The sequence below is a fragment of the Aliivibrio fischeri ATCC 7744 = JCM 18803 = DSM 507 genome, from assembly GCF_023983475.1.
In the GTDB taxonomy this organism is placed as follows: Bacteria; Pseudomonadota; Gammaproteobacteria; order Enterobacterales; family Vibrionaceae; genus Aliivibrio; species Aliivibrio fischeri.
The window spans coordinates 554,378-580,469 of sequence record NZ_CP092712.1; the positions used below are offsets into that span (position 1 = coordinate 554,378).

General features: G+C 39.4%; 18 protein-coding genes. 10 read left to right on the forward strand and 8 right to left on the reverse strand.

The features are described 5' to 3' along the window. The first annotated feature begins 2 nt into the window (after positions 1-2). From deoC to deoD, 4 genes are all read left to right on the forward strand, one after another. The gene (deoC, locus tag AVFI_RS02625; RefSeq protein WP_005417709.1) at positions 3-779 is read left to right on the forward strand and encodes a deoxyribose-phosphate aldolase; all 777 of its coding nucleotides are present in this window, start codon (positions 3-5) and stop codon (positions 777-779) included. 115 nt (positions 780-894) lie between these two features. After that, positions 895-2,226: a thymidine phosphorylase gene (gene deoA, locus AVFI_RS02630; protein ID WP_188863831.1), complete on the forward strand. Its 1,332-nt coding sequence runs from the start codon at positions 895-897 to the stop codon at positions 2,224-2,226. A gap of 10 nt (positions 2,227-2,236) precedes the next feature. After that, positions 2,237-3,457, forward strand: a complete 1,221-nt coding sequence (locus AVFI_RS02635; protein WP_005417711.1) for a phosphopentomutase — start codon at positions 2,237-2,239, stop codon at positions 3,455-3,457. 71 nt (positions 3,458-3,528) lie between these two features. Continuing rightward, a complete protein-coding gene (deoD, locus tag AVFI_RS02640) occupies positions 3,529-4,245 on the forward strand; it encodes a purine-nucleoside phosphorylase (RefSeq protein ID WP_005417712.1) in 717 nt (238 codons plus the stop codon). A gap of 63 nt (positions 4,246-4,308) precedes the next feature. Here the strand turns inward: deoD and AVFI_RS02645 are convergent, their stop codons facing one another. Next, positions 4,309-4,905: a YtjB family periplasmic protein gene (locus tag AVFI_RS02645; RefSeq protein ID WP_005417713.1), complete on the reverse strand. Its 597-nt coding sequence runs from the start codon at positions 4,903-4,905 to the stop codon at positions 4,309-4,311. 134 nt (positions 4,906-5,039) lie between these two features. Here AVFI_RS02645 and serB point away from each other — a divergent pair, with 134 nt between their 5' ends. Then, a complete protein-coding gene (gene serB, locus AVFI_RS02650; protein WP_065597943.1) occupies positions 5,040-6,008 on the forward strand; it encodes a phosphoserine phosphatase in 969 nt (322 codons plus the stop codon). Between the two features lie 73 nt (positions 6,009-6,081). Here serB and AVFI_RS02655 read toward each other — a convergent pair whose 3' ends face one another. Then, a complete protein-coding gene (locus tag AVFI_RS02655) occupies positions 6,082-8,427 on the reverse strand; it encodes a PilZ domain-containing protein (protein ID WP_188863832.1) in 2,346 nt (781 codons plus the stop codon). Positions 8,428-8,548: 121 nt separating this feature from the next. Here AVFI_RS02655 and radA point away from each other — a divergent pair, with 121 nt between their 5' ends. Beyond that, complete coding sequence (gene radA, locus AVFI_RS02660) at positions 8,549-9,931, forward strand: DNA repair protein RadA (RefSeq protein ID WP_005417762.1); 1,383 nt, start codon at positions 8,549-8,551, stop codon at positions 9,929-9,931. Between the two features lie 195 nt (positions 9,932-10,126). Next, complete coding sequence (gene fusA, locus AVFI_RS02665) at positions 10,127-12,214, forward strand: elongation factor G (RefSeq protein ID WP_005417763.1); 2,088 nt, start codon at positions 10,127-10,129, stop codon at positions 12,212-12,214. A gap of 66 nt (positions 12,215-12,280) precedes the next feature. Here the strand turns inward: fusA and AVFI_RS02670 are convergent, their stop codons facing one another. From AVFI_RS02670 to mutS, 6 genes are all read right to left on the reverse strand, one after another. Further along, a complete protein-coding gene (locus tag AVFI_RS02670; protein ID WP_005417766.1) occupies positions 12,281-12,511 on the reverse strand; it encodes a VF530 family protein in 231 nt (76 codons plus the stop codon). A 105-nt stretch (positions 12,512-12,616) separates the two neighbouring features. Then, positions 12,617-13,894, reverse strand: a complete 1,278-nt coding sequence (locus AVFI_RS02675; protein ID WP_017019735.1) for a cytosine deaminase — start codon at positions 13,892-13,894, stop codon at positions 12,617-12,619. An 11-nt stretch (positions 13,895-13,905) separates the two neighbouring features. Continuing rightward, on the reverse strand, positions 13,906-15,147 hold the full coding sequence (gene codB, locus AVFI_RS02680; protein ID WP_065604960.1) for a cytosine permease: 1,242 nt from the start codon (positions 15,145-15,147) through the stop codon (positions 13,906-13,908). A gap of 440 nt (positions 15,148-15,587) precedes the next feature. Continuing rightward, a complete protein-coding gene (locus AVFI_RS02685; RefSeq protein ID WP_188863834.1) occupies positions 15,588-17,264 on the reverse strand; it encodes an AMP-binding protein in 1,677 nt (558 codons plus the stop codon). Positions 17,265-17,442: 178 nt separating this feature from the next. After that, positions 17,443-18,765 carry an IS4 family transposase gene (locus AVFI_RS02690; protein ID WP_199414946.1) on the reverse strand — a complete coding sequence of 441 codons (1,323 nt, stop codon included), beginning with the start codon at positions 18,763-18,765 and terminating at the stop codon, positions 17,443-17,445. A gap of 137 nt (positions 18,766-18,902) precedes the next feature. Then, positions 18,903-21,467 carry a DNA mismatch repair protein MutS gene (mutS, locus tag AVFI_RS02695; RefSeq protein ID WP_188863938.1) on the reverse strand — a complete coding sequence of 855 codons (2,565 nt, stop codon included), beginning with the start codon at positions 21,465-21,467 and terminating at the stop codon, positions 18,903-18,905. Positions 21,468-21,574: 107 nt separating this feature from the next. On the opposite strand from mutS, the gene AVFI_RS02700 reads away from it, so the two are divergent. The 3 genes from AVFI_RS02700 (at position 21,575) to alaS (ending at position 26,081) form a co-directional block, all read left to right on the forward strand. Next, positions 21,575-22,072, forward strand: a complete 498-nt coding sequence (locus tag AVFI_RS02700; RefSeq protein WP_012533441.1) for a CinA family protein — start codon at positions 21,575-21,577, stop codon at positions 22,070-22,072. 140 nt (positions 22,073-22,212) lie between these two features. Then, entirely contained in the window at positions 22,213-23,259 is a 1,047-nt protein-coding gene (recA, locus tag AVFI_RS02705) for a recombinase RecA (protein ID WP_005417772.1), read from the forward strand. A gap of 242 nt (positions 23,260-23,501) precedes the next feature. Then, entirely contained in the window at positions 23,502-26,081 is a 2,580-nt protein-coding gene (gene alaS / locus AVFI_RS02710) for an alanine--tRNA ligase (RefSeq protein WP_188863937.1), read from the forward strand. Positions 26,082-26,092: the final 11 nt, after the last annotated feature.

Sequence of the window (26,092 nt, forward strand, 5' to 3'; positions counted from 1 at the left end):
CAATGAGCGATTTAAAAGCAGCTGCACTACGTGCATTAAAGTTGATGGATTTAACAACACTAAACGATAACGATACAGACGAAGCGGTAATTGCACTTTGTAAAAATGCAAAAACAGCAGTAGGTAATACAGCGGCTGTATGTATCTACCCTCGTTTTATCCCTATCGCTAAGAAAACGCTGCGCGAACAAGGCACACCAGAAGTACGCATTGCAACAGTAACTAACTTCCCTCACGGTAATGATGATATTGAGATTGCTGTTGCTGAAACAAAAGCAGCGGTTGCTTATGGCGCAGATGAAGTTGATGTGGTTTTCCCATACCGCGCTCTTATTGCTGGTGATGAAACAACAGGTTTTGAACTGGTTAAGCAATGTAAAGAAGCATGTGGTGATGTTCTTCTTAAAGTAATCATCGAAACTGGTGAATTAAAAGAAGAAGCATTAATCAAAAAAGCATCTCAAATCTGTATTGAAGCAGGTGCTAACTTTATTAAAACCTCAACAGGTAAAGTGCCAGTAAATGCTACACCTGAATATGCTCGTATGATGCTTGAAGTTATCCGTGATATGGATGTAGCGAAAACAGTTGGTTTTAAACCTGCTGGCGGCGTTCGTACTGCTGAAGATGCACAAGCATACCTAGCGATGGCTGATGATATTCTTGGTGGCGATTGGGCTGATAACATGCACTACCGTTTTGGTGCATCAAGCCTACTGACTAACCTATTAAATACATTAGAAGTAACAGAAGAAACGGCTGATCCATCAGCTTACTAGTTTCTCGTTACTTGATTTATAGCTAAGAAATAAATCGACTTAGGTGAGATATACTCGTCTCACCTACCTCAACCCTACCTATTTTAATTACCCAACCAAGATTGGGGAGGCACTAATGTATCTACCACAAGAGATTATTCGCAAAAAACGTGACAATAAAGAGTTAACAGCAGAAGAAATTAACTTCTTTATTCAAGGCGTAGCAAAAGAAACCGTTTCAGAAGGGCAAATTGCAGCGTTTGCAATGGCGGTATATTTTAATGAAATGACGATGCCTGAACGTATCGCATTGACTTGTGCTATGCGTGATTCTGGTATGGTTATCGATTGGAGCCACATGAACTTTGATGGCCCAATTGTTGATAAACATTCAACAGGTGGTGTTGGTGATGTAACTTCATTAATGCTTGGCCCTATGGTTGCCGCATGTGGTGGTTATGTACCAATGATTTCTGGTCGTGGTCTAGGTCATACAGGTGGCACGTTAGACAAACTAGAATCTATTGCGGGTTACAACATTACTCCGAGTAACGATGTATTTGGAAAAGTAACCAAAGAAGCGGGTGTTGCTATTATTGGTCAGACTGGAGACCTAGCACCGGCGGATAAGCGTGTTTATGCTACTCGTGATGTGACGGCTACAGTGGATAATATTTCATTAATCACGGCGTCTATTTTATCTAAGAAATTAGCGGCTGGTTTAGATTCTCTTGTTATGGACGTAAAAGTAGGTTCTGGCGCATTTATGCCAACTTACGAAGCATCAGAAGAGTTAGCTAAATCAATCGTAGCGGTAGCAAATGGTGCTGGTACTAAGACGACAGCATTGCTTACTGATATGAACCAAGTACTAGCTTCAACAGCAGGTAACGCATTAGAAGTTCGTGAAGCGATTCGTTTCTTAACTGGTGAATACCGTAACCCTCGTTTATATGAAGTAACAATGGCACTGTGTGCTGAAATGCTAGTGATTGCTAACTTAGCAAAAGATGACCAAGACGCTCGTGTTAAATTACAAACAGTATTAGATAACGGTAAAGCTGCAGAGTGTTTTGGTAAAATGGTCTTTGGTCTTGGTGGCCCTAGCGATATTATTGAAAACTACGATAATCATTTAGAAAGCGCGCAAATTATTAAACCTGTTTTTGCTGATACAACGGGTTTTGTTCATGCAATGGATACACGTGATTTAGGCATGGCTGTTGTAGGAATGGGCGGTGGTCGCCGTGTTGCTAGCGATACGATTGATTATGCTGTAGGGTTAAGCGATATGATTCGTTTAGGTCAAACTGCGGATAATCAACAACCACTTGCAATGATTCATGCTCGTAATGAAGAGCAATGGCAACAAGCTGCTAATGCAGTAAAAGCAGCGATTGTGATTAGTGAGAAACAACCAGAAGCGACTCCTGAAGTTTACCGTAAAATTCGCCCTGAAGATGTGTAAGGAATAAAACATGAAACGTGCAATAATTTTAGTACTCGATTCATTTGGAATTGGTGCAGCAGGCGATGCTGATAAATTCGGTGATGTAGGCTCAGATACGATGGGCCACATTGCAGAGCAGTGTGATAAAGGATTAGCAGATAATGGTAACCGTAAAGGACCGCTAACGCTTCCGAATTTATCTAAACTTGGTTTAGCGATGGCAGGTAAAGAATCGACTGGCAAATTTTCTGCTGGTTTAGATGCAAACGCTGAAATTATCGGTGCTTATGGTCATGCTGCTGAGTTGTCTTCAGGTAAAGATACACCATCTGGCCACTGGGAAATTGCAGGTGTACCTGTTTTATTTGATTGGGGCTATTTTACGGATAAAGAAAATAGCTTCCCGAAAGAACTAACCGATCGCATTTTAGAGCGAGCGAATCTTCCTGGCTACTTAGGAAATTGCCATGCATCGGGCACACAAGTGCTAGATGATTTAGGTGAAGAGCACATGAAAACAGGCATGCCTATTTTCTATACTTCTGCTGATTCTGTATTCCAAATTGCATGTCACGAAGAAACGTTTGGTTTAGATAACCTATTAACGCTTTGCCAAATCGCACGTGAAGAGCTTGAAGATTACAATATTGGTCGAGTGATCGCTCGTCCATTTATTGGTCCGGGTAAAGGTCAGTTTGAACGTACAGGTAACCGTCGCGATCTTTCTGTTGAGCCACCAGCGGCAACGATTTTACAAAAATTAGTCGATGAAAAGGGTGGTCAAGTTCATTCGATTGGTAAAATCTCTGATATCTATGCGGGTTGCGGTATTACGAAGAAAACCAAAGCAACGGGTATCCCTGCATTATTTGATGCAACTAAAGAAGCGATTGAACAAGCGGGTGACAACACTATCGTATTCACTAACTTCGTAGATTTTGATTCAGCATACGGTCACCGCCGTGATGTAGCAGGTTATGCTGCGGCATTAGAATACTTTGATGGGCGTCTTCCTGAAATCATGGATATGCTACAAGAAGATGATATTTTGATCCTGACTGCCGATCACGGTTGTGATCCTACATGGCCAGGTACAGATCATACACGTGAGCACATTCCTGTTCTTGTTTACGGTCATAAGGTACCAGCAGGCTCATTAGGTCGTCGTGATACCTTTGCCGATATCGGTCAAACTCTAGCAGAGTATTTTGAAACCTCTGATATGGAATATGGAAAATCTTTCCTATAAAAATAAATAAGCAGTAGAGCCTTTCTCTACTGCTTTTTTTCTATTTTAAGTAAACACAAAGGATATAAATTATGGCAACTCCACATATTAATGCTGAAATGGGTGATTTTGCAGACGTAGTACTTATGCCGGGTGACCCAATCCGAGCTAAATACATTGCTGAGACATTTCTTGATGATGTAGTTCAAGTATGTGATGTTCGTAATATGTACGGTTTCACTGGTACGTATAAAGGTCGTAAGATTTCTGTTATGGGCCACGGTATGGGGATCCCTTCATGTTCAATTTACATGACAGAACTGATTAAAGACTTTGGCGTTAAAAAAGTTATCCGTGTAGGTAGTTGTGGTGCGGTAAACGAAGGCATTAAAGTTCGTGACGTCGTTATTGGTATGGGCGCATGTACAGATTCAAAAGTGAACCGTATTCGCTTTAAAGACCATGACTTTGCGGCTATTGCTGATTATGAAATGGTTCGTAATGCAGAGCTAGCAGCGCAAGCTCGTGGTATTGATGTAAAAGTGGGTAATCTTTTCTCTGCTGAACTTTTCTATACGCCAGATCCAAGCATGTTTGATTTAATGGATAAATACGGCATTGTTGGTGTTGAGATGGAAGCTGCGGGTATGTACGGTGTTGCTGCTGAATACGGTGCAAAAGCATTAGCAATTTGTACTGTATCTGATCACATTAAAACAGGTGAGCAAACGACATCTGACGAGCGTGCAACGACATTTGATGAAATGATGCTGATTGCATTAGATTCAGTATTACTTGGCGACAAATAACACGTATAACGAAAACCGTTAGAAATGAAAAAGGCGATGAGGTTAATTTCATCGCCTTTCTTTTTATGCTTTACCACCAAACAATGTGGTGATTGGTTTGGAAGCATCTTTTCTTTTTCTTAGTAACCCCATAATCAGCATCCCTGAAACCAAACTGATTGCGAGCATACCAAACATTAAACGGTCACTTTTACGATAGTGGTGATTTGCAAAGCCGGTCAATGTTGATTTTTCAAATGTCACACGTAAAAAGCCAAGTAGATGGTCATCTTTAATGATAGGTTCAATCAACTGCTGACGACCAATACCATCAATAGACAATGGCGTATTTAACCCAGTAATTTGAGAAGCCGTTAGTGCATTATCACTTTTTCCTAAGATTCTACCTTCAGCGTCATATATTGTGGCATCAAAAACTAAACGCTCTTTAGCAAGGTTATTCGTTAACTGGAATAATGCTTCATGGTTATCTTCTTTAATACTATCAACGGCAAATAAGGCCGCTTGTCGAGTCATTGTTCGGCTAAGATCTTGTAATTGTTTGTTTTGAATAACTTGGTTACTGTCACTGATGATCGTACTGTTGATCAAAATAAAGTAACTGAATGCCATTAGAGAAAGCAGCATCAATCCTTTAATGACAAAGTTTTGAGAAAGCATTACAACCACCTAATAAGATATGAATGCAGTAATTATACTGAATTTATCGAAAAAAAGCAGTTTATGTCATTTGCCTCTTGCTCTACTCCTCTTCAATCGGTATTTTTTAGACAGGACAAGAAAGGATGCAAATCATGGATAGGATAATCCCATTTTCAATAAAGAAACACATACCATTATTAAATCGTTTTAGTTCAACCTTAACAACGACGCAATTCGACGTTAAAAAAACAGGTTGGATTATTTACGGTCCTCAATTATCACCTCGTCATTTTGATGATATTGATTTTTTTGTCGGTTATAAAACGCAACTAATTAAAACTTGGAAAGTTGGTTATTACGAAGTTGCAGCTATAGCTGGTGCGCTTACAGAAGAGCATAAAATTATCGTTGATGCGCTCGGTTTAGATTACGCAGAGATGAAAGATATTCCTGATCTATCAAAACCAGGGATCATTTTATTTGATATGGATTCAACGGCGATTGAAATCGAATGTATTGATGAAATAGCGAAATTAGCGGGTGTTGGTGAGCAAGTTGCAGAAGTAACAGAAAGAGCAATGCAAGGTGAATTAGATTTTAAAGAGAGTCTGATTCAACGTGTAGGTACTCTAGCCGGAGCTGATGAAGCTATTTTAGCTAAAGTAAAATCAGAGTTACCTTTTATGTCTGAAATCAGAGAGTTGGTTGCTACCATGCATAAATACGGTTGGAAACCGGCTATTGCCTCTGGTGGCTTCACTTATTTTTCTGATTATTTAAAACAAGAACTCAATCTTGTGCATGCACAATCGAATCAGCTGGAGATTGTTGATGGCAAACTTACCGGTAAGGTTCTTGGTGAGATTGTCAGTGCAGAGACTAAGGCACATATTTTAGTTGAGCTTGCTGATAAATATGACATAGAGATCAGTAATACGGTTGCTGTTGGTGATGGTGCTAATGATCTGGTGATGATGGAAGCTGCTGGTCTTGGTATTGCCTATCACGCAAAACCTAAAGTGCAAGAGCAAGCACAAACCGCAATCAGATATGCTGATTTAGGTGGTGTTGTTTGTATCTTATCTGCTTCGTTATTGTTCAGTAATAAACTGAGTTGGTAGCGACTTATATTGTTTTTACCAAAATGGACTTCTTATATGAAGTCCATTTTTTCGTTAGAATAGACTGAAAGAACTACCCTAACTCAAGTCGAATTAAGACTTCATCCGTTATGTCAGCGATTTCACCACAACCCACAATGCTTGATAATTCATCTTCTAATGCTCTTGCGTAATGGATAGCGTATTGAGCTAACTGGCTTAATTCCACTTCAGAGGTGGTGGAAAGTGCATTTTTTACTGCTGTCGTGGTTACGCGTATTGCTAAAAACTCGCCGTGTTCTTTTGCTTTTTTGATAAAAGTTAAACGATCATTGTATGATGAAAACTCTTGCAGCATGCGAGTGAACACTGATTTTATTTTTCCATCTTTAATAACAACAGCAATATAGATTTCATGGTGGTGAGATCGTTGATTAGCCGGTGTTTTCAATGGATTCACTAACAATTGTTGTACTCTCGATTTAAAAATAGGCTCTAAATTTAAATGTTGCTCATTACCTAATTGTAGCCAGATTTTATTTAATCGATTTAAAGGGAAGTTAACCCCAATACAACGCGTTTTAATTTTATGGTTATCCTTTTCAATAAAGAAAGGCGTTGTTGTTAGTTTATTTAGTAATAATTGATGCATTATTTTCAGCATATCAATCGATGGAAGCTGTTCATAATCAACAGGAAGTCTTTCTATGTTGTGCTGTATTAAACGACTTAAGAAGGCTTTGCTTTTTTGAGTTTGTAAACTGTCTTCAATTTGTAGCTGAAGATTCAATCCATTTGAATTTACTTTTAATACTCGATAAGTAATACGGCTTAATGGTGTATTTTTATCAAGACTTTGCAGTTCATTAAACGTTATTTTTACGTCAGATTTTTTGGTTAGTAAAGCGGGTTTATCGAGCAGTATCGACAAACCATTGATTGAAATATCTTGAGTTCTTCCTTTGATTTCACCAATTGTAGGATGAGTAAGAGTAATTAAGGTTTCGTAATTAAATCTTGGTTCAGTTCTACGAGGAGTGGAATCGTAATATAACGCAGGATCTTGAGCCATTGGCACTAAAGAATGGCGGTATGGATTTAGCACCTTTGCTTCAAGGCTTGGCTTTTCTGTTAATAAGTAATCTTTCTGAGTATCAGGTAAACTGAGTTCAGTTAAGATCCCCATATGCGTTAAAGTAGCCAGTACTTTTTCCATTTCAGGAGCGACGGTTAATAAGCGTTCTTTGTCACCTTTTTCTAATTCGAAAAGAGAAAGACGAATGACTTTCCAGCTTTTTCTTTTGGCTCCCACATGCCAAAAGAGTTGGCGTTCTTGTTGAGTGGCTTCTGATGACATCATGGAGTAGAAGAGTTCTTTATCTTCATGATCGTGTTTAAAGCTATAAAAATGAGTACGACTGGCTCTTAACCCTGGCTTGGTTAAAAACTGCATACGCTCTGATTTAAATAAATGATGAATTACAGGCTGATTTTTTTCATCGTGCCAGTGCTTCCAAAGTGATTCATTGTGATCCGTAATAACGGCATACTTCAAGGTATCCCCAGAAAAGAAAAGAGGGATATTAGTAGTATGTTTTAAAAAACAGTGCTCATAGCCCTGTGTACGAGCTCGAACTATTTGATCTTTTTGATCATGTACAGTGCGTCGTTTATTTTTATTTAGTTTTTCTTCAATAGCTTGAGCAATAACATCGTGGTTTGATTCCATTTTTAATCGTAACCATCGATAACTATCACTTTCTTCACTGTCATGAATACCAAGAATACGGTAAGGGAAGTCGCCGTTGAGTTCTTTTATACCCGTATCTTTTGCAAGGTTAGGGAAGCTAACTTGTATGATTTGTCCTAAACCATATTCAAAAGCAGTAGGCACTTTAATTCGAGCACCAGAAGAAGAAAGATCGCTACTTGTACCATGGATTAAATTTCCATTAGGTAGCAGTACTGTGACTTGTGTTGACATGCGCAGACGGTTTTCACTACGGGTTAGATAGTGCCCAAATCGAATTAATTTGGCTTTGAATAGATTGCTTTCGTCTTTATCATCAGTCGCTGTTAATTGTTCTTTATTTTTATGAAGAACACGGAAGTTATTACGTGTATTGGTTAATGCTTCCCATACACCAACAGTATAGCTACCGAAGCGCTCAATACTTTTGTGATAGGTATTAATTGCAACATCATCAAGCCAATGAGTGTATCCATCCAGTTCATATTGGTGACACTGGCCTTTTACTCGACCTCGTAAATCAATATGTTTGGTGCAAGGTGCCATGATGCGTTTTAATTCAATTTTTACAATTAAATGCACAGATGGATGTTCATGAGACATAACTTGTTCGCAAACCAGATTAAAATCAGGTTCACCAAATACGGGAATAAGTTGTTCTACGTAGCTTTGATATTCTTCTTGCTGCATGATTTCTGGTACAGTAATAACAATCTAGTGGGTTTATCGGCAGAATTGCTCGTTTATTTAACAATGATACGTTAAATAGTTATAACCCATCACTTTTATTTGATTTATATGTCGGTGATATATGGCAAAAGCAAAACGCGCCTACGTTTGTAATGATTGTGGGGCAGACTTCCCTCGTTGGCAAGGACAGTGTAATGCTTGTGGGGCATGGAACACGATTACAGAGGTTCGTTTGGCTGCTTCTCCACAAGTTGCTCGTAATGAACGTTTATCTGGTGGTTATGCAGGTTCCACTACAGACTCTGAAGTTCAAACTCTATCGAGTATTGATTTACAAGAAGTTCCTCGATTCAGTAGTTCGTTTAAAGAGTTTGACCGTGTTCTCGGTGGTGGCATTGTTCCTGGGGCTGCAATTTTGATTGGTGGTAATCCAGGCGCTGGTAAATCTACTTTACTTTTGCAAACCATGTGTCGTTTGGCTGCTGAAATGCCAACATTATATGTTACTGGTGAAGAATCGTTACAGCAGGTAGCAATGCGAGCTTCTCGTCTTGGTTTGCCAAAAGATAATTTGAAAATGTTATCTGAAACCAATATAGACAAGATTTGTCAGGTTGCAGAGAAAGAACAGCCAAAAATAATGGTTATTGACTCTATTCAAGTAATGCATGTTGCAGACGTGCAATCATCACCGGGCAGCGTTGCGCAGGTTCGTGAGTCAGCAACCGCTTTAACTCGATATGCTAAGCAAAATAATGTAGCTATTTTCTTAGTGGGTCACGTAACCAAAGATGGTACTTTAGCTGGTCCTAAAGTATTGGAACATATTATTGACTGTTCTGTGTTACTTGACGGTAGTGCAGATAGTCGCTTTAGAACGCTTCGTAGTCATAAAAACCGTTTTGGAGCTGTTAATGAGCTTGGGGTTTTTGCTATGACAGGCCAAGGCTTAAAAGAAGTAAATAACCCATCAGCCATTTTCTTATCTCGTGGAGAAGAGGAAACCTCTGGTAGCTCAGTGATGGTTGTGTGGGAAGGAACACGACCGTTACTTGTAGAGATACAAGCTTTAGTCGATTACTCTCAACTTTCAAATCCTCGTCGAGTCTCTGTTGGCTTAGATCAAAACCGTTTATCTATGCTATTAGCGGTTTTACATAAACATGGTGGTTTGCAAATGGCTGATCAAGATGTGTTTGTTAACGTGGTTGGGGGCGTTAAGGTAGCCGAAACCAGTGCGGATTTGGCACTTATTATGGCGCTACTATCTAGTTTTAAAGACCGCCCATTAGCTAAGGATGTAGTGGTCTTTGGTGAAGTTGGTCTTGCTGGTGAGATTCGCCCAGTTCCAAGTGGGCAAGAGCGTTTAATGGAAGCATATAAGCATGGCTTCAAAAAAGCGATTGTACCTGCTGCAAACATGCCAAAAGGTGGCATAGAAGGAATGCAAATTCATGGCGTTAAGAAGCTATCTGAAGCAATTGATGCTTTTGATGAACTTTAACTGAGGCTTTGAATTCGGATTTCTGCATTATTTTATTTGAAAATGCAGAAATTCATCTATAATTTTCAGGGGCAGAGGCCACATTAGAACCATTTTGGTAGAAAATTCTATGCAAAAATAGAACAAAGCATATACCAATTGACAGTTTGTGTTATACTCTGCGCGCATTTTATATCCTATTAATAGAGTAAAACGATGACTGATTTATCTAAATACAGAAACATTGGTATTTTCGCGCACGTTGATGCGGGTAAAACCACAACTACTGAACGTATCCTTAAGCTTACTGGTAAAATCCATAAGATTGGTGACACTCACGATGGTTCAACTACTACTGACTTCATGGAGCAAGAAGCTGAACGTGGTATCACAATCCAGTCAGCAGCAGTAAGCTGTTTCTGGAATGATCACCGTCTAAACGTTATCGATACTCCTGGACACGTTGACTTCACAGTTGAAGTGTACCGTTCTCTAAAAGTACTTGATGGTGGTATCGGTGTATTCTGTGGTTCTGGTGGTGTTGAACCTCAATCAGAAACTAACTGGCGTTACGCGAACGAATCAGAAGTATCTCGTCTAATCTTCGTTAACAAACTAGACCGTATGGGTGCTGATTTCTTCAGCGTTGTTGACCAAGTTAAGAAAGTACTAGGCGCAACTCCTCTAGTTATGACTCTACCAATCGGCCGCGAAGAAGACTTCGTTGGTGTTGTAGATGTTTTAAACCGTCAAGCATTTGTATGGGATGACACAGGTCTTCCTGAAAACTACGAAATCCAAGATATCCCTGCTGATATGGTTGATGACGTAGAAGCTTACCGTGAAGAGCTTGTTGAAACAGCTGTAGAACAAGACGACGACCTAATGGAAGCGTACATGGAAGGTCAAGAACCTTCTATCGAAGAGCTTAAGCGTTGTATCCGTAAAGGTACTCGTGACCTAGCGTTCTTCCCAACTTTCTGTGGTTCTGCGTACAAAAACAAAGGTATCCAACTAATCCTAGATGCTGTTGTTGATTACCTACCAGCTCCAAACGAAGTTGAGCCTCAACCTCTAACTGATAAAGATACTGGTGAAGAGACTGGCGAAGTTGCTATCGTTTCTGCAGACGAACCATTCCGTGCTCTAGCATTTAAGATCATGGATGACCGTTTCGGTGCTCTAACTTTCGTACGTATCTACTCTGGTAAACTGAATAAGGGCGATACAGTTCTTAACTCAGCAACTGGTAAAACTGAGCGTATCGGCCGTATGGTTGAGATGCAAGCTGATGAGCGTAACGAATTAACTTCAGCTCAAGCTGGTGACATCATCGCTATCGTTGGTATGAAAAACGTACAAACTGGTCACACTCTATGTGATGTTAAACACGAATGTACTCTTGAACCAATGATCTTCCCTGTTCCAGTAATCTCTATCGCTGTTGCTCCAAAAGACAAAGGCGGTTCTGAGAAAATGGGTATCGCGATCGGTAAAATGGTTGCAGAAGATCCATCTTTCCAAGTTGAGACTGATGAAGAAACAGGTGAAACAATCCTTAAAGGTATGGGTGAACTTCACCTAGACATTAAGGTTGATATCCTTAAGCGTACTTACGGTGTAGACCTAGTAGTTGGTCAACCACAAGTTGCTTACCGTGAAACTATCACTCAAGCAATTGAAGATAGCTACACGCATAAGAAACAATCTGGTGGTTCTGGTCAATTCGGTAAGATCGATTACCGTATCAAACCAGGTGAAGCTGGTACAGGCTTTACGTTCTCATCTTCAGTTGTTGGTGGTAACGTACCTAAAGAATTCTGGCCTGCAGTTGAGAAAGGTTTCGCATCTATGATGGAAACTGGTCCTCTAGCTGGCTTCCCAGTACTAGACGTTGAAGTTGAACTATTCGACGGTGGCTTCCACGCAGTGGATTCATCTGCAATCGCATTTGAAATCGCAGCTAAAGGCGCATTCCGTCAATCTATGCCTAAAGCAGGTGCTCAACTTCTAGAACCAATCATGAAAGTTGACGTATTCACTCCTGAAGATCACGTTGGTGATGTTATCGGTGACCTTAACCGTCGTCGTGGTATGATCAAAGATCAACAAGCTGGTCTAACTGGCGTACGTATCAAGGGTGATGTACCTCTTTCTGAAATGTTCGGTTACATCGGTACTCTACGTACAATGACTTCTGGTCGTGGTCAGTTCTCTATGGAGTTCTCTCACTACGCACCATGTCCAAACAGCGTTGCTGAAGAAGTAATCGCTAAAGCTAAAGAAGAAAAAGCGGCTAAGTAATTAGCACTTAAATCTTCATAGTTATTAAAAAGCCCCGTAAGTGCAAACTTACGGGGCTTTTTTTTGTTATTGATTTCTTTCTTTATGGCGCTGTAGTTTCAGATAAATATTTTCAACACGTTCACGAGCCCAATCGGTTTTACGTAAAAATTTAAGGCTTGATTTAATGCTTGGGTCTTTCTTAAAGCAGTTAATGTTTACCATATAACTTAGCTCTTCCCAGCCATAGTGTTCTACCAATTCAGTAAGTAACTTCTGTAATGTAATACCGTGTAGCGGGTTATTTTGTTGGGTCATAATTAATGCCATTGAATAAGAATATAAAGTAAGTATATCACTATGAAGATAGTAACAATAAAAAAGGGAGCGATAGCTCCCTTTTTTGCTGAAGGTGATAATGACTTAGCGTTTAAATGAAACGGTCTCAGCTTTATCTAATGTAATTGTAGTCGTTGCTGGTTGAGTTTCTGATATTACTTTACCGCGACGAATAGAGAAACGAACCGGAACCTGACGGCGTAGAGCATCAAATCCATTTTCAGCAGGCAAGATAATTAGATTACCCGGTTTGCCTTCTTCGATACCGTAGTTATCTTGAATATTTAGGGTTCGAGCCGATTTATAGCTGATTAGATCAAGACCTTGGTTAATTTGATCGTATCCCATGATTTGACATACATGTAGCCCCATATGAAGAACTTGTAGCATGTTAGCTGTGCCTAACGGATACCATGGGTCAAATACATCGTCATGGCCAAAACAAACGTTAATATTGTTTGCTAGCATCTCTTTTACACGTGTAATACCGCGGCGCTTAGGGTAATCGTCAAAACGACCTTGTAGGTGGATATTAACTAGTGGATTCGCAACAAAGTTGATACCAGACATACGAAGTAAGCGGAACAAGCGAGAGGCATAAGCACCATTATATGAATGCATTGCTGTTGTATGACTTGCTGTTACTTTTTCACCCATATTGAATTTATGAGCAAGAGCGGCAACAGTTTCAACAAAGCGTGATTGTTCATCATCGATTTCATCACAGTGAACATCAATTAGACGGTCATATTTTTTCGCTAATTCAAAAATATAGTGAAGAGATTCGACACCGTATTCACGAGTAAACTCAAAATGAGGAATAGCGCCAATAACATCTGCGCCTAGCTGTACTGCCTCTTCAAGTAATTCTTTACCATTAGGGTAAGAAAGAATGCCTTCTTGAGGAAAAGCAACGATTTGGATATCAACCCATTCTTTCATTTCTTCTTTTACTTCAAGCATTGCTTTTAATGCAATCAGTGTCGGATCTGACACATCGACGTGAGTACGAACGTGTTGAATACCGTTAGCAATTTGCCATTTTAATGTTTGTTTAGCGCGTGTTTTTACATCTTCAATAGATAATAGTTCTTTACGCTCAGCCCAACGTTCAATTCCCTCAAATAAGGTACCTGAAATATTCCAGCTTGGTTCACCTGCCGTTTGAGTCGTATCTAAATGAATATGAGGTTCGCAAAATGGAGCGTTGGCTAAACCCCCTTCAGCATCAAGAATATCACCAGAATAGGAGAGTGCTTGCTCATTGTTAGTAATGGTTTTGAATTGACCATCTTCAATCAAGATCTGAAATAAACCTTCTTGATCACGTAGAGCTACGTTTTTTATTAATAAATTAGTCATTGCTGTATCTTCTATACTGTTTCTGTTTCAGAAATCGATTTTTTGTTAATCATTGGGTTTAGTAATAGGTAGCTAATCGCTCCGCCTAATACAGCGTTTACAGGAACAACGCCCGGTAAGAATTTACCAGCGGCAACACCAATGGCTACTGCGATAATACCTGCCCAGTTAATGGTTTGGAATGCTGCGTTATTAAAATTTAGGTAGCGTTTACGGTTACTAAAGAAGTCCGCAATGATAACACCACCAATAGGTGGAATCGCTAAAGATAAGAACGTTAACCAACCTACAAAGTTATTGTATAACCAAAGTGCGCAAACAGTACCAATTAGACCATTTAGCATAGAAACATATTTACTCGGTAAACCCGTAATATTTGAAAAACCAAGTCCAGAAGCGTATAGCGCATTGTCATTTGTCGTCCAAATATTTAGGCCTAATACGATAATTGCAGGGATTAATAACCCTTGTGCAATCATTACTTCTGAAATATCAGACTGACCAGTAACAGAAGCGCCAGCAGCACCAAAGATGAACATTAAAGAATTACCGATAAAGAAAGCTATCATTGTGATAGCAACGGCCCCCATTGGTTTTTTACCAAAACGAACGAAGTCAGCCGTTAAGGTTCCGGCACTTACAAAAGAACCAACAACCATGGCAAGAGCAACCGAAAAATCCATAGGTTCTGCTGGTTGAATTTTTTGAAGCTCAGCAATGCCACCAATACTATCAACAGCACTAAATACCGAGTATCCACCTAAAATGGCAATTGCAGGCACTGCAACCATAGATAAAATCATTAGAGCAGATATACCGAAGTAAACAGTGACGGTCATTAATAGACCAGAGATAACAATGAGAGCGTTGGTATCTATGCCTGTGGCTTTTTGTACTGGGATAGCGAACATTGCAACACCAACACCAAACCAACCAACTTGAGTACCACCGAGAAGTAGAGAGGGAAGCCAAGAGCCTTTAGAGCCGAAAGAAAAACGAGCGAGGAGATGAGTAGAGAGACCAGTTGAAGCGCCGATGTAACCAAGAAAAGAAGTGTAAATGCCGAGGATTAAATTACCAATAAGAACAGCGAGGAAGAAATCATTAAAAGAAAGTCCGGTCCCAAGTGAACCGCCTGTCCACATACTTGCCGAGAAAAAAGTGAGTCCTAACATAACTAAAGTTAAGGAAACGACGCCTTTTCTGGCTGTCTTAGGTACAGGCCCTAAGCTGTAATCATTGTCGTGAGACATATGCAATCCTCGTCTGTATTGAATGTATTTTGGTCAAGTTTTTGACAAACGGACGAGAGTCTAAAGAAAATTATATTATTGTCAATAATGTAATCTTGGTTTTTGTTTTGTTTTAGAGTGTTTTTTATTTATCTATTTGTATTATAAGTGTTTATTAGTTTTGATTTATTGCTTATGTTTTTTGTTAAACGGTTGCTTTATCTTTTATTTTGTAGGAAATAGATTGTTGGTTCTAATTTTTGATTTTTATAAATAAAAGATGGTGTGATGTTTTTTATCTTGGTTGGATTTGAGTTTTTAGTGTGTAAAAAGCAATAGTAATCATAAAAATTATATCTTTTAGATAAAACAAAAGCCTTAAAGTGTTACTTTTAAGGCTTTTGTCGTTTTTACTTGGTTATTGTCTATTTTTTGCTTGTTAAGTGTAAGGTTTTATCCGGTTATTCCCAGATTATTTTTTTATCTTGAGGCCAGTTAGATGCAAATTCATGGTAATTTTTCTCTAGTACGTGGCGTTTTATCTTTAAAGTCGGTGTTAAAATGCCATTTTCAATGCTCCAAGGCTCTTTTATCATTAAGATGCCTTTTAGCTTTTCATGTGACTCTAAACCATCATTAATTGTCTCAAGGTTTTTAAGAGCGGTTCTTTCATAACGAGCTTGATCAAAATTAGGATAAGCATGAGGTACTGCTAATAAAATAGGACCAGGTAGACCTGAGCCTATTAAACACATCATTTCAAGATTACTTAAATCAAAGATGCGTTTTTCAATTGGTACAGGAGCAACGAATTTTCCTTTGGCTGTTTTGAATGTGTCTTTTTTCCTACCTTGGATAGTTAAAAAGCCCTCAGAATCAATAGATCCAATATCACCTGTATGGAGCCATCCATCTTTATTAAAGGTTTCAGCGGTTGCTTCATCATTTTTATAATAACCAGCAAACAGGCTGTCACCTCTAACTAAAATTTCTTCATCGTCTGCAATTTTTAATTCAACACCAGGTCCTGCTGCACCGACACTACCGACTTTATCTGAACGGTATGGATGATTCAGTGTGCTATAGGCAAACGTTTCTGTCATTCCCCATGCTTCGGTAATGTTTAGGCCTATACTCTCATACCATTTTAATAAACTTGCAGATACAGGAGCTGAACCACAACCCAGTACACGTGCTTTATCAAGCCCTAAGCCATCTGCTAACTTACGTTTTATTAATCCACTGACGAATGGGATTTTTAATAAAATAGCTAATTTCTTTTGTGGCAACTTATCTTGAATGCGTTGTTGGAAAACCGTCCATAATCGTGGGACTGAAATAAATAAAGTTGGGCGATGCATTTTTACATCATCAATAAAAGTATCTAAAGATTCAGGAAAGGCGGTTTGGATCCCTCCAAAGAAAGCTGAACCTAAAATATATACTCGCTCAGTGATGTGAGCTAAAGGAAGATAAGAGAAGAGCCTGTCATCTTGCTGCATACCAATGTGATTAATTAAATGTTTTGAAGCGTGACTGAATCCGCCAAAGGTCAGCATTGCTCCTTTTGGTAAACCAGAAGTACCAGAGGTGTACACAATAGACATTAATGTATTGTCATTATGCTCAGCTTTGAAATTAGAAGGGTTATGAGTAGCTAACAAAATTTCAAATTGATATTGGCATTTGGCTGCCGAATCATAATCAAAGGCGATGGTTAATATATTGGGTAAGTTAGTGATTGCTTGCTGTGTTGCTTCACTATTATCAAGTTTACCTACGATAAGTACCTTACTTTCACTGTGTGTTAAACAATGCTCTATGGTATCGAGTCCGGCTGTTGGAAAAATAGGAACGCTCACAAAATCCCCTAACATTAAGGCCAGATCAGTGATAAACCATTCGGCACAGTTTTTAGATATTAGTGCGACTTTGTCTTTTGGTTTAATACCCATTTCTTGCAGTGCACTCACAAGGCGCAATGCTTTATCAACAACATCAGCAAAAGAATAGTCTGTAAATTCTCTGTTTTTTATTTGACGAAGAAATAGGTCATGTGGCTTTTTCTCTGCCCATTCGAGCATCGCTTCATGAGGGAGTTGAGGGTTGGTTTTGTGGTCAAAAAATGGCTGATTCATGGCTGCATCCTGCGATTATTATTATTTGTTGTTAATATAATGTTAAGTAAATATCGTTTTATTAGATCAGTCAAATTTTAATCAAAATAATGAGAACTTTATAAGTGAGTATTTACCCTAAAGTTGGATGATTGATAGATATAAAAAAAGCCTGCACATAAAAGCTAATGCCGCTCGCTTAACAGCTAGTGGCTCTTTTTTTATAAGGGTAGCGCGGTGCTTTATAAAGCACTTGTCGCGGAAATGGTTTTCGCTTTCTTTTCTTTGGCAGGATTAGACGCTTTCCGCTTTCTCGTAGATTTTTCAGCTTCTTGGGCACTGTTCCTGGTGTTCGCCCTGAACACCACAGGAACTCATCTTGGATTAGCCTTAACGCATTAATAAAGCTTATTCTTAATGGTTCCATTTTATGAAAATCGGCCATTCTTTTCATTTCTAGACGAACGAGGTTATAAGAAATCAAAATCCCCCATAACTCTTGATATATTCCTTCTATTTTCAAGCTTCTAAGCACTGCTTGATTGTTAAGTTGACCTTGTTTTAATTCACCATAACCTTGTTCTATTTCCCATCGTTCCCAGTAAATTTCAACAATATCTTTCAATGGATAAGTCACAGGACACTCTAATGAAGTAATAAACCCTTTGATCTCTCCTTTCGGCTCAGGTATTAAAACTAAACGAGCTTGCCAGCTATCTCCGAGGTGAGGATATTTCTGTTTTGCATCAGGCGAAACTGGCATTTTAATCAGTTTATCGTAGTCTGAAAACTCTTCTAAAACGTCGTACCTAAATTTACTTTTTATTGGAGTTAACCAATGAGTATTTTTTCCTGCATTACGCCATGATTCAAAAAGTTCAGCGGACATAAAACCACGGTCAAAAAGAGTTAATGAATTATTTGGAGCGGAGCCAACTAATTGTTGTGCATAAGATATTTCACTATTGGTTATTGGTCCAAAAGCAGCATCTGAAATAAGGTGGGTGCGTGTAGACATGAGGGTAACAGCAAGAACTGAAGGAAATGTAGCCTTACCTGTCGCGTAGCCTAGCTTTTGGTTATCCTTAGTTTCAGGGGTTTTAAATTGAGTCCCGTCAACGCTCATGAGTTTAAGTCCACAAACTAAATCAGGCGATTCTTCTGTCTCCCATTTACTCGCAGTGGTATGAAATAGGTAACGTAATGGTTCATAACCAATACGCTGTCTAGCTTTTACGATACTACTTGTGGCCAAGGGAGGGAGCTCCCCTTTAGCATCAGGGAAGGCTAATTCTAATTTATCACAAACATCGCTAATGGAGCGGTTACGCATTAAGCCAATTCCAAGCACTAACCAAACAGCTTGTTCAGCAGGAAATCTGCGCTTTCTGATAGCGGCGCGACCAGTTTGGTTAACGGCTTCTGAAATCCACTCAATAGGAATATTTTTCCGAAATGAATCCATAGATTCAGGAAGGTGAAATTCTGCAGTTAATTGTAATTCACGAGAAAACTCAGACATAAAAAATCGGCCTTAAAATAAATTTAAGACCGATTATGAAGGCTGCAAAGGATCGTTCAAGTCCCTTAAACGATCGGCATTAGCACATAAAAGCAAGCTTATTTGGATAGAGTGGTTGTTCTTGGGTTGAACTAAGTTTATAAAAGCGCTTTTAAACGATATAACTCTTCAAGTGCTTGGCGAGGTGTTAGATCGTCAGGGTTTACGTTAGCTAATGCCTCTTCTACTTCGCTAATCTCAGGAATAAGAGAGAGTTGATGTTCTTCTTTTACCGTGGTGCTTGTTGCAGGAACTGATACTTGTCCACTTTCTAAATGTTGTAATTTTTGTTTCGCTTTTTTAATTACACTTTTAGGTACGCCAGCTAAAGAAGCAACAGCAAGGCCATAAGATTTATTGGCAGCACCTTCTTGAACCGCGTGCATAAAGGCAATTTCATCTCCATGTTCAACAGCATCAAGATGTACGTTAGCTAAACCTGTAAATAGATTTGGCAGCTCTGTTAGTTCGAAGTAATGAGTTGCAAATAACGTCATGGCATTGATTTTTGTTGCTAACCATTCGGCACTTGCCCAAGCTAAAGATAAGCCATCATAAGTACTTGTACCTCGCCCAATTTCGTCCATTAAGACAAGGCTGTGTTTGGTCGCATTGTGAAGAATATTTGCCGTTTCAGTCATCTCAACCATGAAGGTTGAACGACCTGATGCCAAATCATCTGATGCACCAATACGAGTAAAAATACGGTCTAACGTTCCAATTTTTGCAGAGTCTGCAGGAACATAACAACCAACATGAGCCATTAATGCAATAAGTGCCGTTTGACGCATATAAGTGGATTTACCACCCATATTTGGACCGGTAATGATCAACATCTTACGATCTGGATTCAGCTTTATTGGGTTAGCGATGAATGGGTCACTCATTACTTGTTCAACAACTGGATGACGACCGCCTTCAATATTAATGCCAGTTTCTTTAGTTAGTACTGGACGGCAGTAGTTTAAGGTATCGGCTCGCTCTGCAAGATTACTTAATACATCAAGCTCTGAAATTGCATTCGCCATTGATTGCAATTGTTCTAGGTGAGGAAGCAGTTGATCAAACAATTCTTCCCATAATCTCTTCTCAATTGCGAGTGCTTTTGATTTTGAGTTAAGTACTTTATCTTCATGCTCTTTTAGCTCAGGAATAATATAACGCTCTGCATTTTTAAGTGTTTGGCGGCGTACATAGTGAGCTGGTGCTTTGTGGCTTTGACCTTTACTGATTTGAATATAAAAACCGTGTACGTTGTTATAACCTACCTTTAAGGTATCAATGTCATGGCGCTCACGTTCTTCTTGTTCTAGTTTCTCTAAGTATTGCGTAGCACCATTAGCCAGATCACGCCATTGATCTAACTCTTCGTTATAACCATCAGCTAAAACCCCACCATCACGAATAACAACCGGTGGATTTTCTTTTATTGCTCGTTCTAATAGCTCACAAATAGAGTCAATAGGTTGAGCTGATGCAGCAAGTGTTAATAGGTGATTTTGTTGAAATTCTTGAGTGGTTTGAGATAGTTCTGGCAATTGTTGTAATGCATTACGCAGACGAGCAAGATCTCGCGGTCTTGCTGAGCGTAAAGCAAGACGGGCAAGAATACGTTCAACATCGCCAATGTTTTTAAGTTGAGGTGCTATGTCTGCAAATAGGCCACTCTCTTTTAACTCACCAATCGCATCAAGACGCTGGTTTAATACATCGTGGGTTCTTACTGGTTGATGTAGCCAGCGTTTAAGTAAGCGGCTGCCCATAGCCGTTGAAGTATGATCTAAGATCTCGGCTAAGGTATGGTTAAAACCACCTGCAAGGTTTTGAGTGATTTCTAGATTACGACGAGTCGCGGCATCTAAAATTACAGAGTCATCTTGATGATCCATAATAATAGAACGAATGTGCGGAAGGGTGGTTCTTTGCGTGTCTTTTACGTATTGAATCAAACAACCAGCAGCACAAAGACCAAACTCAGCTTTCTCTACACCAAAGCCAACTAAATCACGAGTACCAAATTGATTATTTAGCTGTTGTTTTGCAGTATCAAGTTCAAATTCCCATACTGGACGACGGCGATTGCCATTGCGTTTTTCAAGCAGATGAACAGGTTCAAAGTCTTCACTAAACAATAGTTCTGTCGGTGCAGTGCGTTGTAATTCAGCAAGCATTGCTTCTTCAGTATTTGGTTCAGATACCTTGAATCGGCCTGATGTGATATCTAGCGTAGCATAACCAAACTGCCCTTTATGATGATAAATAGCAGCGATAAGGTTATCAAATCTTTCTGGCAATAGAGCTTCATCTGTTACGGTGCCCGGAGTAACAATACGTACAACTTTACGTTCAACGGGACCTTTACTTGTCGCTGGATCTCCGATTTGCTCACAAATAGCAACGGATTCGCCTTGTTGAACCAATTTGGCTAAATAGCCTTCAACCGCATGATAAGGAATACCTGCCATTGGTATTGGTTCACCAGCAGAAGAACCGCGTTTGGTTAAGGATATTTCAAGAAGCTGTGAAGCACGCTTGGCATCATCATAGAAAAGTTCATAGAAATCGCCCATACGATAGAACAGTAAGATATCAGGGTTTTCAGATTTTAAACGCAAATACTGTTGCATCATTGGGGTATGTTTTTCAGTTGATTTTGTTGCCACAACGAGACCTAATAAGTGAAGAATATATTTGCAGCTAAGAATACGTGAATCGAGACGGCAATCAAAGATAGAATAGAGAAATTTCGAACTAAGATAGGAAGAATCTAATGGATATGACGCAAAATATACAGTTAGCACAAAAAGTGGGTGAATTATTAGTAGACCAAGGCAAAATGATGTCATGTTCAGAATCATGCACAGGTGGTGGCGTTGCGTTTTGTGCAACTGAAAACGCAGGAAGTTCAGCTTGGTTTGAACGTGGTTTTGTTACTTATAGCAATGAGGCAAAACAAGATTCATTAGGGGTAAAGGCAGATACCTTAATACGTTATGGAGCGGTTAGTGAAGAAGTCGTAAGAGAGATGGCAGACGGTGCATTATTAAACAGTAAGTCAGATATTACGGTATCAATTAGTGGTATTGCTGGTCCTGGTGGAGCGACGAAAGATAAACCGGTAGGTACGGTATGTTTTGGTTTTGCAGATAAAAGTGAGTGGACCAAAGAAACTACTGTATATTTTACTGGTGATCGCAGTGAAGTTAGAATGAAAGCGATAGAATTTGCATTTCTTACAATCAAGAATCGCCTAGAAGAGCTTAATTAATTCAAATAGTTAGTTTGTTGTGTCGTGATATTGCTCAGAAAAAATCAGAAAAAAAATAGTAAAGCTATAGACACTGTACAAATAGACAGTATACTACTGGTCATTAACTGATTTAGTGATCTAGAAATCTGGAGAATCAAATGGACGATAACAAGAAAAAAGCACTGGCCGCCGCATTAGGTCAAATTGAAAAACAATTTGGTAAAGGTTCAATCATGAAATTGGGCGACAACCGCACAATGGATGTTGAAACTGTGTCTACTGGTTCTTTATCTCTTGATATTGCTCTAGGCGCTGGTGGTTTACCAATGGGTCGTATCGTTGAGATTTTTGGCCCTGAGAGTTCGGGTAAAACAACACTGACTCTAGAATTGATTGCAGCTGCGCAACGTGAAGGTAAAACATGTGCCTTTATTGATGCTGAGCATGCTCTAGATCCTGTATACGCTAAAAAACTTGGCGTTAATATTGATGAATTATTAGTTTCTCAGCCTGATACGGGTGAGCAAGCTTTAGAAATCTGTGATGCGTTAGCACGTTCTGGCGCTGTTGATGTAATGGTAATTGACTCCGTTGCAGCACTAACACCAAAAGCTGAAATTGAAGGTGAAATGGGCGATAGCCACATGGGTCTTCAAGCTCGTATGCTTTCTCAAGCAATGCGTAAATTAACGGGTAACCTAAAGCAGTCAAACTGTATGGCAATCTTCATTAACCAAATTCGTATGAAGATTGGTGTAATGTTTGGTAACCCAGAAACAACAACTGGTGGTAATGCACTTAAGTTCTATGCATCAGTTCGCCTTGATATTCGCCGTACAGGCGCAGTAAAAGATGGTGATGAAGTTGTTGGTAATGAAACTCGTATTAAAGTGGTTAAAAACAAAATTGCAGCACCATTTAAACAAGCTGAAACTCAAATCATGTATGGCCAAGGTTTTAACCGTGAAGGCGAATTAATTGACTTAGGTGTTAAGCATAAGTTGGTTGATAAAGCTGGCGCATGGTACAGCTACAATGGTGATAAGATTGGTCAAGGTAAAGCAAACGCATCAAAATTCATGCGTGAGAATACTGAAGTAGCAGCAGAGCTAGATAAGAAATTACGTGAAATGCTACTGACTCCAGCAGAAGAAAAGCCAGAGACTGATGCCGCTCCAGAAATTGAAGAAAACGAAGAGTTTTAAGCTATAGTTTTCCAATAATATTTTTTAAAAGCCAAACCTTAGTGTTTGGCTTTTTTATATCTAGCTATTTGTATTCTTAAGACGTTTCTTTAAATCCTTCCTTATTCCTCATTTGATCGCTGTACTTATCTATATTTCACTCTCATTTGCGTATACAATGTGCGAAATTCTGTCTAAAAAACACTGCTTGTCCTAATGAGTACAAGAGTGAGTTAAACTACGATTCAATCAGGAATATCCACATGTATATGAGCACTGACGAGATCCGCCGTGCGTTCCTTGCTTTTTTTGAAAGCAAAGGACACCAAATTGTTGAGAGTTCTTCTCTAGTTCCAGCAAATGATCCAACTCTTCTGTTTACTAACGCCGGTATGAACCAATTTAAAGATTGTTTCTTAGGTTCAGAGAAGCGTAACTATACTCGTGCAACAACAGCTCAACGTTGTGTTCGTGCTGGTGGTAAGCACAACGATTTAGAAAATGTTGGTTTCACTGCTCGTCACCATACATTCTTTGAAATGTTAGGTAACTTCAGCTTTGGTGATTACTTTAAGCAAGATGCTATTAAATACGCATGGGAATTCTTAACAGAACGTCTAGAGCTACCTGCTGATCGTCTATTAGTTACTGTGTATGAAACTGATGATGAAGCATTTGAAATCTGGAATAAAGAAATGGGTATTCCAGCTGATCGCATCGTACGAATTGGTGACAATAAAGGCGCACCATATGCTTCAGATAACTTCTGGCAGATGGGTGATACAGGTCCTTGTGGTCCTTGTACAGAAATTTTTTACGATCACGGTGAGCACATTTGGGGTGGCCGTCCAGGTACACCTGAAGAAGATGGTGACCGTTTTATCGAGATCTGGAACAACGTATTTATGCAGTTTAACCGTCATGCTGATGGCACGATGGAACCTTTACCAAAACCTTCTGTTGATACTGGTATGGGTATTGAGCGTATTGCTGCAATTATGCAAGGTGTTCACTCAAACTACGAAATCGATATTTTCCAAACACTAATTAAAGAAGCGGCAAAAGTAATTGGTTACGATGATTTATCAAACCAATCTTTACGTGTAGTAGCTGACCATATTCGTTCTTGTTCATACCTAATCGTTGACGGCGTTATGCCATCGAATGAAGGTCGTGGTTATGTGCTACGTCGTATTATTCGTCGTGCAGTACGTCATGGTAACAAGTTAGGCGCGAAAGGTTCTTACTTCTATAAACTGGTTGGCCCATTAGCTGAAATTATGGGTACAGCAGGTGAAGAACTGAAAAAACAACAAGCGCTTGTTGAAAAAGTACTTAAGATTGAAGAAGAAAACTTTGGTCGTACTCTTGAGCGTGGTATGGCACTTCTAAATGAAGCATTAGATAACCTTGAAGGTACTGTGCTTGATGGTGAAACTGTATTTAAACTGTATGACACATACGGATTCCCAGCTGACTTAACCAACGATGTGGCACGTGAGCGTGATTTAACTATCGATGAAGATGGTTTTGAAAAGGCGATGGAAGAGCAACGTCAACGTGCTCGTGAAGCTGGCCAATTCGGTACTGATTACAATGCGGTAATTAAAGTAGAATCTGAAACCGTATTCCATGGTTATGACTCTACAGAAGCAAAAGCATCAGTTATTGCATTATTCCGTGAAGGCGAAGAAGTTGATGCCTTATCAGCAGGCGATGAAGCGATTCTTATCTTAGATCAAACGCCTTTCTATGCTGAGTCAGGTGGTCAATGTGGTGATGCTGGTATTATCACAGTTGAAACGGGTAAGTTTGTTGTTACAGATACACATAAGATCGGTAATGCAATCGGTCACCATGGTAAATTGGTTGAAGGTGTTCTATCTAAAGCAGATCATGCGATGGCTCAAGTTGATGAGACTCGTCGTGCTGCAATTATCTTGAACCACTCAGCAACGCACTTATTACACGCAGCACTTCGTCAAGTACTAGGCGAGCACGTAACGCAAAAAGGGTCGTTAGTTAAAGCTGAAAACCTACGTTTTGACTTTTCACACCTTGAAGCGGTTAAAGCTGAAGAATTGCGTCAGGTTGAACGTATTGTTAACCAACAAATTCGTTTAAACCACACCATTGAAACCGACCTAATGGATATCGATGCGGCGAAAGAAAAAGGCGCAATGGCTCTATTTGGTGAAAAATACGATGATGAAGTTCGTGTTCTTTCTATGGGAGAGTTCTCAACTGAATTATGTGGTGGTATTCACGCATCAAGCACTGGTGATATTGGTCTATTTAAGATCACATCAGAAGGTGGTATTGCTGCAGGTATCCGTCGTATTGAAGCGGTTACAGGTGAGGCTGCACTAGATGCAATCGAAGCTCAACAAAAAGCGGCAGATAAAAAGCTGAACGAAGCAGCATCAAAAGCAAAACAACTTGAAAAAGAAATTCAACAACTTAAAGATAAATTAGCGTCTCAAGAGAGTGCTAGTCTTATCAATAAAGTACAAGAAATTGCAGGAACAAAAGTGCTTGTTGCTCAATTAGATGATGCTGACAATAAAGCACTTCGTGGTATGGTTGATGAACTTAAGAACCAAATTGGTAGCGGTATTATCATGTTAGGTAATGTTAGCGAAGGTAAAGTTGGTTTAATTGCTGGTGTAACAAAAGATCTTATTGGCCAAGTTAAAGCGGGTGAATTAGTGAATATGGTTGCACAGCAAGTTGGTGGTAAAGGCGGCGGTCGTCCAGATATGGCTCAAGCTGGCGGTACTGATGCTGAAGCATTACCAAATGCACTTGCTTCTGTTGAAGCTTGGCTAACTGAGCGTCTGTAATAGGTCGTATC